This window comes from Sphingobium scionense, from assembly GCF_014197035.1.
Classification (GTDB): domain Bacteria; phylum Pseudomonadota; class Alphaproteobacteria; order Sphingomonadales; family Sphingomonadaceae; genus Sphingobium; species Sphingobium scionense.
In genome coordinates, this window is record NZ_JACIEU010000003.1 from 23,335 (window position 1) to 34,594 (window position 11,260).

Here is an 11,260-nt window from a genome sequence, read left to right on the forward strand (position 1 = left end):
GGGGAGGTGGCTGGCCGAAGGCCTGACGGAGGGGGGGCACCCTATCGAGAGGGGGGATACCCCTCCACCACTTCGTGGTCCCCCTCCCCTTGTAGGGGAGGAATGTTCAGTTCTCGATCTTGACGAAATCGAGCTTCAGGAACTGGTCCATCATCGGTCCCTTCCATTCTTCCGGCACGGCGATGGTGCCGAGTGCCCAGCCGATGATGTCGGCGTCCTGCTCGTCCATGAAGCGTTCGAACCAGGCGATCTGCTCGTCGTTCCAGGTCGCATGGTAGCGTTCGAAGAAGCCGCCGACCGTATAATCCGCCTCACGCGTGCCACGGTGCCAGGCGCGGAATTTCAGGCGACGCATCAGCGGGTTGTCGTTCACAATTTGTTCCTTTAACGGACATGCCGAACCAGCCGATCGGATATTTGCATGACCGTCCCGGCTGGCGTTTTCGTTTGTCGCATTTTCCGAGCCGCCGGCCGTTCCGGCCGTCTCGAAAATGCTCTAGAGCCGTCAGATAGCCATGCGACCCGATATTCTCAATCCGCTCTTTGCCGAAATCTCCGCGCTCAAGGGCATTGGCCCGGCGCTGGCCCGTCCGCTCGAACGGCTGGGGCTGGCGCGCGCGGTCGATGTCGCCTTCCATCTGCCGGTCAATTATGTCGACCGAAAGCTGATCGACGAACTGGACATGGCCGACGCCGGCAAGGTGATCGGCATCATGCTGACCCCGGTCGATCATCGCGCCAGCGGCAATGCGCGCGCGCCCTTTCGGGTGCAGGCGGTGGACGCGCATGGCAATGCTGTCTCCCTCGTCTATTTCGGCCGCAACAGCGCCTGGCCGCGCAAGCTGTTGCCCTTGAACGAAGCGAAATTCGTGTCGGGCAAGCTGGAAGCCTATGGCGACAACCTCCAGATGGTCCATCCCGACTATGTGTTGCCGCCCGAGGAGGCCGACACCGTGCCGGCGCGCGAAAGCGTCTATGGCCTGTCGGAAGGGCTGACCAACAACCGGATGCGGGATCTGGTGGGGCAGGCGCTGGCGCGCGCGCCCGAACTGCCCGAATGGATCGAGCCGAGCCTGCTGGCCCAGAAGGGCTGGCCGGCCTGGCGCGCGGCGCTGGAGCGCTTCCATGCCGACCCGACCGACGCGCAGGCGCGCGAGCGGTTGGCCTATGACGAGATTTTCGCCGGGCAACTGGCGCTGATGCTGGTGCGGCAATCGTCGCGGCGGCGGCGCGGCGTGCCGATCAGCGGCGACGGGCGGCTGCGGGCGATGCTGAAGCTGCCCTTTGCCCCGACCGGTGCCCAGCGCCGCGCGATCGGGGAGATCGAGGGCGACATGGCGCAGGGCACGCCGATGCTGCGCCTGCTGCAGGGCGATGTCGGATCGGGCAAGACTTTGGTGGCGCTGATGGCGCTGCTGAACGCGGTCGAGGCCGGGATGCAGGGGGCGATGCTGGCGCCGACCGAAATATTGGCGCGACAACATTATGAGACGCTGCGCAAGATGGCGTCGGGCCTGCCGATCGAGATCGCGATCCTGACCGGCCGCGAAAAGGGCAAGGTGCGCGAGGCGACGCTGATGGGGCTGGCCGATGGCAGCATCCATATATTGGTCGGAACCCACGCGATCTTTCAGGAGAAGGTGCAGTATAAGGCGCTGGGGCTGGCCGTGATCGACGAGCAGCATCGGTTCGGCGTGGCGCAGCGGATGATGCTGGCGAGCAAGGCCGAGCGGTCCCCGCATCTGCTGGTGATGACGGCGACGCCGATCCCGCGCACGCTGACCCTGACCTATTATGGCGAGATGGATGTGTCGCGGCTGGACGAGATGCCGCCCGGGCGCCAGCCGATCCAGACTTTGGTGATGTCCGCCAACCGGCTGGACGAGGTGGTCGAGGGGCTGGCCCGCCATGTGACAAGCGGCGGGCAGGCCTATTGGGTATGCCCGCTGGTCGAGGAGAGCGAGACAAGTGACCAGGCGGCGGCCGAGATGCGCGCCGAGACGCTGCGCCAGCGTTTTGGCGACCGGGTGGGGCTGGTCCATGGCAAGATGAAGGGGCCGGACAAGGATGCGGCGATGGAGGCCTTTGCCGCCAACCGCACCCAGATATTGGTCGCGACGACGGTGATCGAGGTCGGCGTCGACGTGCCCAACTCCAGCCTGATCGTGATCGAGGGGGCGGACCGCTTTGGCCTCGCCCAGTTGCACCAGCTGCGCGGCCGGGTGGGGCGCGGCGACAAGCCGTCGGTCTGCCTGTTGCTGCGCGGCAATGCGCTGGGCGAGACGTCGCGGGCGCGGCTGGCGCTGATGCGCGAGACCAATGACGGCTTCCGCATCGCCGAGGAGGATCTGAAGCTGCGCGGCGCGGGCGAGGTGCTGGGCACGCGCCAGTCGGGCGAGGCGGAACTGAAGATCGCGACGCCTGAACATGTGTCGGCGCTGGTGGACAGCGCGCGCGACGACGCCCATCTGCTGATCGACCGCGACGGCGGGCTGGACAGCGAACGGGGGCAGGCGGCGCGGACCTGCCTGTATTTGTTCGAGAAGGATGCGGCGGTCGGGTTGCTGCGCGGGGGGTGAGGGGGATTAAATATCTTACTTAGCCCTATCCCGTCATGCCAGCGAAGGCTGGCATCTCAGGCAGGGAACGCGACATAAACGGATAGCGCGAGACGGCTGGCCTCCTGCTGCCACCGCCTGAGACCCCAGCCTTCGCTGGGGTGACGGAGTTGGGTGGTTTCCTGCCATTCCCCTCCCGCTGGCGGGAGGGGCAGCGAGACTTGCGCGCGCAGCGCGTTAGTCGCAGCGGGGTGGGCTTTCGCTACGTCCAGCCCACCCCCTAACCCCCTCCCGTTTACGGGAGGGGGAACAGGTCTGCTTCTGGTCGCTTCCTACCATCCCGAACTTGTCCACCCCGGTAGAGGGGAAGGCTCAAGCCGCAATCTCTGCTGCACCTGCGAAACAAAATGTGGGGCGGTCGCGTTGCCTTTGGCATGACCGACATCAGCCTGACCCATATCACGCCAATGGCCGCGCTTTCGATCGCGCTGTCGGTGGTCGTCGCCTTCGTCGTCCATTGGGCGCTCTACTGGATCGCGCTGCGGCTGGTGAAACGGGCGCGGATCGAGCCCCTGTTGTTGCCGGCCATCTTCCAGCCGACACGCTGGCTGGTGGTGCTGTTGGCGTTGGGGGCCGGACTCAAGTCGATCGAGATGGGCACGCGGATCGAGGATATCTGGTCGATCGGGGCGCGGATGATATTCGCGCTGCTGGTGGGTTGGCTGATCCTGCGCGCGATGCGGGCCGGCAAGGCGATGCTGGAGGCGCGCGCCGACATCAGCGTCGAGGATAATCTGAAGGCGCGGCGGCAGCGCACCAAGATCAGCATCCTCTATCGCATCTGCCAGTGCATCGTCGGCTTCTTCGTGATCGCGATGATGCTGATCGCCATTCCGGGCGTGCGGACGATCGGCGTGTCGCTGATGGCGTCGGCGGGCCTCGCCGCGCTGGCGGTGGGCGCGGCGGCGCAACCAGCGCTCAAAAATCTGATCGCGGGCATCCAGATGGCCTTTTCCGAGCCGATCCGGCTGGACGATGTCGTCATCATCGAAGGGGAATGGGGGCGGATCGAGGAGATCAGGCTGACCTATGTCATCGTGCGCATCTGGGACGACCGGCGCATGGTGGTGCCGGTATCCTATTTTCTGGAGAAGCCGTTCCAGAACTGGACCACGAAGACGTCGGACCTGCTGGGCACCGTCTTCCTCTATGTCGATCCGACCGCCGATATCGAGCGGATCCGCGCGCGCTTCGTCGAGGCGGTAAAGGCGAACGGACGCTGGGACGGGCGGGTGGCGATCTTGCAGGTGACCGACCATCGCGCCGATGCGCTGGAGCTGCGCGGGCTGCTGTCGGCGCGCAATGCCGGGATCGCCTTCGACCTGCGCTGCGAGGTGCGCGAGGCGATGCTGACCTTCCTGCGGACGCAGATGCCCGAGGCGCTGGTGCGCGGGCGTCAGACGCTGGAGAGGGATGAAGCCTTCACCAGGCGGTCCGGCGCGGCGGGATGAGCGCCATCATGGCGTCATAGCCCGCGGTCGGAACCGGCTCGGCAAATTCCAGGCCGATGCGGCCTTCCTCGCTCCAGCGGACGAGGGCGCGACGATCCTTGAGCACCGGCAGCCAGATCAGCACCCGACCGCTCAGCGTGAGCAACTCTTCCGTGCGGCACATCAGGCCGAGCGGCGAGATATTGATGATCCGCACGCCATGGGTGCGGCCGTCCGCGGTGATGTGGCTGACCATGTCGACCAGGTCGCGCGCCGCCCGCCGCTGATCGACGGACGGGTCGCGCGACCGCATGACATGGCCGAGATTGGCGAAAACCGAGGAGGACATGGGTTTCAGCCTAGCGGGCGGAAAGTGGAGGCTTTCCTACCTGTTAGCGTTAACTCGGCTGAAACCCTGTTTGTCCTCAGGCGGTGACCAGGCCGTGCTTCTTGGCGCCGAAGCTGAGCTTGTCGCCGGCCTTGAGCGTGACGGCCGGGTCGGTGACGACTTCGCCATTCACCTTGATCGCGCCTTCGGCGAGCTTGCGCCGGACTTCCTTGTTGGAGGTCGCAAAACCAAGGCCGGTGGTTGCCTGGACTACGGTCAGCCCCTCGGCACCCAGCGCAACGGTCGGCAGGTTGGCGTCCGACGCGCCTTCCTCGAAGGTCTTGCGCGCCGTTTCGGCGGCCAGAGCGGCGGCTTCGACGCCACGGCAAAGCGCCGTCGCCTCGTTCGCCAGGATCTTCTTGGCTTCGTTGATCTCCGCGCCCTGCAGCGCGGCGAGGCGGTTGACCTCGTCCATCGGCAGGTCGGTGAACAGGCGCAGCCGGTTGAAGACGTCGGCGTCGGCGGTGTTGCGCCAGAACTGCCAATAATCATAGTCGGACAGCTGATCCTGGTTCAGCCAGACGGCGCCGCCCACGGTCTTGCCCATCTTGGTGCCGTCGGCATTGGTCAGCAGCGGCGTGGTGAGGCCGAACACCTGCGTGCCATCGACGCGGCGGGCCAGTTCGACGCCGTTGACGATATTGCCCCACTGGTCCGATCCGCCCATCTGCAGGCGGCAGTCGCTGCGGCGCGACAGTTCCAGGAAGTCATAGGCCTGGAGGATCATGTAGTTGAATTCGAGGAAGCTCAGCGACTGTTCCCGGTCGAGGCGCAGCTTCACGCTGTCGAAGCTCAGCATCCGGTTGACCGAGAAATGCTGGCCGATGTCGCGCAGGAAGGGGATATATTCGAGCTTGTCGAGCCAGTCGGCATTGTCGACCATGATCGCGTCGGTCGGGCCATCGCCGAAGGTCAGGAAGCGTTCGAACACGCGCTTGATGCTGGCGACATTTTCCTGGATCAGGTCGACGGTCAGCAGCTTGCGCGCCTCGTCCTTGAAGCTGGGATCGCCGATCTTGCCGGTGCCGCCGCCCATCAGGACGATCGGCTTGTGACCCGCCTTCTGCAACTGGCGCAGCATCATGATCGACACGAGATGGCCGACATGGAGCGACGGCGCGGTCGGGTCGAAGCCGATATAGCCCGGCACCACCTGTTTGGCGGCCATGGCATCAAGCCCTTCCGCGTCGGTCAGTTGGTGGATGTAGCCGCGTGCTTCCAGCAGGCGGAGGAGATCGGACTGATAGTTGCTCATGACGCGCGCCTGTAGCATTGGGGCAGCGAGTGGAAAAGAGGCGGAGTATTCGATCATGTTGGCAATCGGTCTGATGTCCGGCACCTCGCGCGACGGGATCGACGCCGCGCTGATCGAGACGGACGGCGAAGGGCAGGCCGAAGCGGTCGCCTTCCACGCCCAGCCCTATAGCGATGATTTTCGCGAGCGGCTGGCCGCCGCCTGCGCGCGGGCAATGGCGATGGACGCGCCGGGTGACGACCCGCTGATCCGCGCGGTGGAGATGGACCTCACCAATTTTCATATCGACGCGATCGCCGACATGCTGGGCCGCAGCGGCCATGTTGTGGAGGATATCGGCGTGATCGGCTTTCATGGCCATACTATCGCCCACCGGCCCGAGCGGGGCTGGACCTGGCAGATCGGGGCCGGCGCGGTGCTGGCCGGCGCGTTCGGCATTCCGGTGGTCGCCGACCTGCGCAGCGCCGATGTGCGCGCCGGCGGGCAGGGGGCGCCGCTGATGCCGGTCTATCACCGGGCACTGTCCGACGGGCTGGCAAAGCCGGTCGGCATCCTGAACCTGGGCGGGGTGGCGAATATCACCGCGATCGGATCGGACGGCGGTCTGGTCGCCTTCGATACCGGCATGGCAAGCGGCCTGATCGACAACTGGATGCAGGCGCATGGGGATGCGGCCTATGACGCGGGCGGCGCGACCGCCGCGCGGGGCCAGGTGGACGAGGCGCGGCTGGCGGCGATGATGGCCGATCCCTGGTTCGCGGCGCCCCCGCCCAAGAGCATCGACCGCGAAGCCTTCACCCTCGCGCCGGTCGAAGGGCTGTCGCTGGCGGACGGAGCGGCGACGCTGACCGCCTTCTCCGCGCAGGCGGTGGCGCGGGGCGTCGATCATCTGCCCGAGCGGCCGACGCGCATCTATGTGGCGGGTGGCGGGCGTCATAATGCGACGCTGATGGCGATGCTGGCGGCGCGGACCGGCGCCGATGTCCGATCGGTCGACGAACTGGGCTGGGATGGCGACGCGCTGGAGGCGCAGGGCTTTGCCTATATGGCGGTGCGTCACCTCAAAGGGCTGCCGATCAGCTTTCCCGGCACTACCGGCGCGCCCGAGCCGATGACCGGCGGCGTGTTGTTCCAGCCTTGAGAAAGGGGGATGGGGCGGCTGGACGCCGCCCCTGATCCTTATTGGCGCAGGCGCTCGATCGCCTGGGCGAGGGCGACATAGAGCTTGCCCATGTCGGATGAAAGGATGGCGACGCCCAGGGCATTGCCGTCACGCGCCGACAGGATGATCCGCAGCATCGCCTCGAAATCGTGGATGTAGCGGTTCACATGCTCTCGGAAATCGGCGTCATTGTCATAATGCAGCGCGATTTCGCGGGATTCGCCGGCGTCGAGCAGCTTGACCGCACGGCGGGTGAAGACGCCGCGATCGCCCTTGAGATAGGCCGACCAGTTGGTGTCGGTCACATCGTTGGACAGGATCTTGGCGACGTCGATCGCGGTGCTGTTGAGCGATTCGATCAGCAGGGCGGAGCGGCGCGAGAAATGGTCGCGATCGCGGTCCTCGGCGGCACGGCCGGCTTCCTCGATCCGCTGTTCCAGCCCGGCGCTGGTGTCCGCGATCGTCATCAACTGGCGGGTCAGCCGGTCCGAGGCATTGTGCGCGGCGCGCACGGCTTCTTCCGCGACATCGGCCAGTTTCTCGATCTGGGCCGAAACCTGATCGCCGACCGCCTGCTGCATCGCCTGTTCGCTGGCTTCGGCCAGGTTCTGCACCGCGTCGGGAATGGCGCGGCCGAGCGCCTGACGGGCGCGCTCGGCGGCCTGTTCGGCGGTGTCCTTGACGCGGAGCAGCGCGGTGATGAGTAGCGGACCGGCCCCTTCGGTGATGCGGGTCGTATCCTCATGCGCGGCGTCGAGCGCGGTGCGCAGCTTTTCCACCAGTTCGCGGTTGGATTCGATGCCGCTCTGGGTGCTTTCCAGCCACTCGGAGAGGCGGCGACCCTGGCCACGCAGCATCTCTTCGGCTTCCTGGGTGCGGCCGACCAGCGCCTCCGAAATGGCTTCCAGCCGTTCCAGTTCGGGCGTCGCGGCGCCCAGCATGGCGCGGCTGGTTTCCAGCCGGGCGTCGAAGCGGGCGAGCGCGCCGGGATAGGTTTCGTCCAGTTCGCGCACGCTCGAGTCGAGCGCGACCATCAGCGTTTCGGCATTGCCGATCAGCTTTTCAGCGGTGGTGCCGCCATCATGTAGCGCGGTGTCGATCCGGCGCGTTTCCTCGGTCAGGCGGGTCAGTGCCTCGGTCAGTTTCTGGCTGCGGGCGAGGGCATTATCCTCCAGCGCGACAAAACGTGCCTCGGCCTGGTCGATCGTCTGGTTGAGCGTGCCGTGCAGCCCGGCCATCAGGCTGCGCTGTCCTTCGACCATGTCGTTGATCTGGTGCAGGCGGCTTTCGACTTCGCCAATATCGTCGGCCAGACCGGCGACGGTGTCGGTGCCGATCGCGGCGATGCTGTCGCGCGAGCGGGTGATGAGGCTGTCGAGCGCGCCGGCCTGATCGCGCAGCCCGGCATCGGTCAGGGCCAGCGTCTCACGGGCCTGAAGCAGGGTGGCGTCGAGCCGCTGGCGCAGATCATCCTCGATCGAGCCGAGATCCTGGCCGAGCGCGGCGAGCGCATTCTGGCTGGTGGCGGCGATGCTGGCCTGGGCACGGGCGACCAGCGCCTCCAGCGTGGCGCGCTGGGTCGAAAGCCCTTCCTGCGCGCGCTCCATCGTGTCGCGCACCTGATCCATCGAGGTTTCGAGGCGACCGCGCAGCGATGCCTCTACCAGGTCGAGATCCTGGGTGAGGGCGCGCACCGCGCCATCGCTGGTTTCGCCCAGCGACACAGCGACGCGATGGACCAGTGCTTCCAGCGCGGCGGATTGCGCATCGATATCCCGTTGGGTCAGGACCATCGCGGCTCGCGCGCTCTGTGCCGATGTCTCGATCCGGCCGGCGGCGATGTCGGCAAGGCCGTTCACCTCGTCGGTGGCGCTGCGCGTCGTTTCCTGCAACTGGCCAAGCTGGCTGGACAGGCTCTTGGTCGCCGACAGGGTGCGGGTGCGGGTCTCGTCGGACAGTTCGCCCAACGCATGGAGGCGCGCTTCGAGCGTGTCGATCCGTTCGGCCAGCGCATGGCCATTGTCCATGATTTGCGCGGCCATGCGGACGGCGCGTTCCTCGAGCTGCGGCATGGCGGCGATCAGCGCGTCCATCCGCGTGACCAGCGCCGTGCCGGCGCGCTCGGCGCTTTCGGCGCGATCGGCGGTGGTCTGGGCGCGGCCGGCGATCAGTTCGGCCGATGCCTCCATATTGCTGCTGGCGGCGGCGCCATAGCTGTCGAGCAGTTCGGCCTGGTCCTGCATCGTCTGGCGCGCGGATTCGAGCCGGTCGGCGATCCGGCCGAGGCGCAGTTCGAGCAATTCGGCCTCGGTCCGCAGGGCATGGGCGGTGTCGAGATAGCGGCGGGATTCGGCGCGGCTGTTGCGCACGATCAGCAGATAGGCGATGGCAAGCAGGCTGATCGGGACCAGCAGGGTCGCGACCAGGCCGGGCCAGGCGGCCGGGCCGGCGCGCCACTGATCCGACACGATCGTCGCCCAGAGCGCGAAGCCGAGCCAGAGCGCCGCCAGCAGGCCGAGGCCGATCCGGGCGTTGCGCACGAGCTTTTCGCCCTTGCCCTGCGCGTCGCCAGGGGCGTCGTCAATGTCCAGGACGGCCTGCTTCAGCAGCAGGACATCGTCCGTTCGCGACTCGCTTGCGGTCGCGTTTGCTTCGTCTCGCCAGAATTCGACGATTGTGCTGCCCCCATTCATGGGTGTGATCCTATCATCTTTTCCACGCGCTGGAATGCCTTGTTACCAAAACTTAACGCAATTTCGATAGCATCCATCCTCATGTCCTATGATCCTGGCGCTCTTAATGCGGCATTGGCCGCAGCCGTTGGTGAAGACGCGGTGCTGATCGCCGATCTGCGCGTGGCTTTCCTGGAAAGCGCGGAGCGCCATCTCGACCTCATGAGCCGGGCGCGCTCCGATGCCAATTGGGAATTGGCGGCGTGGCGGCTCAAGGGGCTGGCGGCGAGTTTCGGCCTGACCAGCCTGATGCTGCTGGCGGACGAGGCGGTCGAGGCGGTGCCGGGCGATCCGCGGGTCTTGCAGCGCCTGCACGGTGCGCTGGCGACCCTGCAACAGGGCTGACGCAACCGGCATTTGAAAGCGTTCGCTTGCGCTGCGTCGTTCGGCTTGCAAGAAGATCGTTGCAATCAAAACGGGTCGGTTTCCAGACAATATGACATTCGCGGCCATTCTCAGTGCCAGCCGGGCTTCGGGTGATTCGCCCGCAGCGCTTCGCGCCACCCTGCATTTCGCCGGCCAGACGCTGGTCGAATATCAGGCGCGACAGGCGGTTCGGGCCGGTGCGGACCGGATCATGATCCTGGTCAGCATCATCACGCCGGCCATTTCCCAGGCCGTCGACCGGCTGAGCGCGGATGGCATTGCCGTCGCCCTGGTCCGCGACATGGTGTCGATGGTGCGCGATGCGCCGCGCGACGCCGATGTGCTGCTGGTGGCCGACGGCGCCGTGGTGGCGCAGGGCCATTATGATGCGCTGGCGGGACAGCCGGGCAATGCGCTGCTGGTCACCGACGACAGCCGTGCCAGTGCGCCGTTCGAGCGGATCGATGCGGGGCAGCGCTGGGCCGGGCTGGCGCGGATCAATCCGGCGCTGCTGTTCGGCACGCTGGACATGATCGGCGACTGGGATCTGGCGCTGACCCTGGTGCGATCGGCGGTGCAGGGCGGGGCGGTGCGAATCACCGTGCCGCAGGATGACCTGCTGGAGGGGCGGGTCGCGCTGGTCGACGGACAGGAACAGGCGGACCTCGCCGCACAGGCGGTGATGTCGACCGGCGCGCGGTCGGGTTCGGCCAGTCGGGGCGGGATCGAACATTATCTGTTCGGGCCGCTGGCCCGCCTGCTGGGGCCGGCGCTGATGCGCAGCCAGGTGCCCGCGACGCAGGTACGGATCGGTTCCATCGCACTCGCCGCAATCGCGCTGATGCCGCTGGAACTGGGCTGGCCGGGCACGGGGCTCTGCCTGCTGCTGTTCGCCCTTTTGCTGGCGGAGCTGGCCGACCGGCTGGATGAAATGGCGCTGCGCCGGCCGCCCGGCGGCTGGATCGCCTTTCTGGCGCCGGGGCTGGCGCTGATCGGCGTGATGCTGTCGGGCAGCGGCATGGTGCCAAACTATCTGGCGGCGCTGCTGGGCATCATCACGGTTGCCGATCGCTGGCGCCGGACCGGAGCGGCGCGCCCCTGGATGATCTTCACGCCCGGCACCGCCTTGTTGGTGCTGCTGGCGACCCTGCTGGCGGGCGCGGAGGCGCTTGGTTTCGACGTCGCCATGCTGGCGGCGATCGGATCGATCGGGGCGATCATATTGTCGCGCCGCGACGCGTGATTTTTGTCGCTCCGCGACGCGGGAATTTTGTCGCTCCGCGACGGGTGATTTTGCTTTCAGGGTTTA

Annotated in this window: 9 protein-coding genes; 5 read left to right on the top strand and 4 right to left on the bottom strand. The window is 66.6% G+C overall.

Annotated features, from left to right (window positions below; all coding sequences use genetic code 11):
* Positions 1–106: 106 nt before the first annotated feature.
* Positions 107–373: a succinate dehydrogenase assembly factor 2 gene (locus GGQ90_RS03780; protein WP_188080902.1), complete on the bottom strand. Its 267-nt coding sequence runs from the start codon at positions 371–373 to the stop codon at positions 107–109.
* A gap of 142 nt (positions 374–515) precedes the next feature.
* Between GGQ90_RS03780 and recG the strand changes: the two genes are divergently transcribed.
* Both recG and GGQ90_RS03790 read left to right on the top strand, forming a co-directional pair.
* Positions 516–2,579, top strand: coding sequence for an ATP-dependent DNA helicase RecG (recG, locus tag GGQ90_RS03785; protein ID WP_188080903.1), 2,064 nt, complete (start codon positions 516–518; stop codon positions 2,577–2,579).
* A gap of 413 nt (positions 2,580–2,992) precedes the next feature.
* Complete coding sequence (locus GGQ90_RS03790) at positions 2,993–4,069, top strand: mechanosensitive ion channel family protein (protein WP_246428110.1); 1,077 nt, start codon at positions 2,993–2,995, stop codon at positions 4,067–4,069.
* Here GGQ90_RS03790 and GGQ90_RS03795 read toward each other — a convergent pair.
* The gene (locus GGQ90_RS03795) at positions 4,041–4,397 is read right to left on the bottom strand and encodes a PilZ domain-containing protein (protein WP_188080905.1); all 357 of its coding nucleotides are present in this window, start codon (positions 4,395–4,397) and stop codon (positions 4,041–4,043) included. The two genes, GGQ90_RS03790 and GGQ90_RS03795, sit on opposite strands and share 29 nt — an antisense overlap.
* Before the next feature lie 76 nt (positions 4,398–4,473).
* Positions 4,474–5,691, bottom strand: a complete 1,218-nt coding sequence (gene tyrS, locus GGQ90_RS03800) for a tyrosine--tRNA ligase (protein ID WP_188080906.1) — start codon at positions 5,689–5,691, stop codon at positions 4,474–4,476.
* 55 nt (positions 5,692–5,746) lie between these two features.
* Between tyrS and GGQ90_RS03805 the strand changes: the two genes are divergently transcribed.
* Positions 5,747–6,832 (top strand): anhydro-N-acetylmuramic acid kinase, encoded by a 1,086-nt coding sequence (locus GGQ90_RS03805; protein ID WP_188080907.1) that lies wholly within the window; start codon positions 5,747–5,749, stop codon positions 6,830–6,832.
* A gap of 38 nt (positions 6,833–6,870) precedes the next feature.
* Here GGQ90_RS03805 and GGQ90_RS03810 read toward each other — a convergent pair whose 3' ends face one another.
* Positions 6,871–9,546, bottom strand: coding sequence for a coiled-coil domain-containing protein (locus tag GGQ90_RS03810; protein ID WP_188080908.1), 2,676 nt, complete (start codon positions 9,544–9,546; stop codon positions 6,871–6,873).
* A gap of 81 nt (positions 9,547–9,627) precedes the next feature.
* Between GGQ90_RS03810 and GGQ90_RS03815 the strand changes: the two genes are divergently transcribed.
* Together GGQ90_RS03815 and GGQ90_RS03820 are read left to right on the top strand one after the other, a co-directional pair.
* Entirely contained in the window at positions 9,628–9,930 is a 303-nt protein-coding gene (locus GGQ90_RS03815) for an Hpt domain-containing protein (RefSeq protein WP_188080909.1), read from the top strand.
* Between the two features lie 91 nt (positions 9,931–10,021).
* Complete coding sequence (locus GGQ90_RS03820) at positions 10,022–11,194, top strand: hypothetical protein (RefSeq protein ID WP_188080910.1); 1,173 nt, start codon at positions 10,022–10,024, stop codon at positions 11,192–11,194.
* Positions 11,195–11,260: the final 66 nt, after the last annotated feature.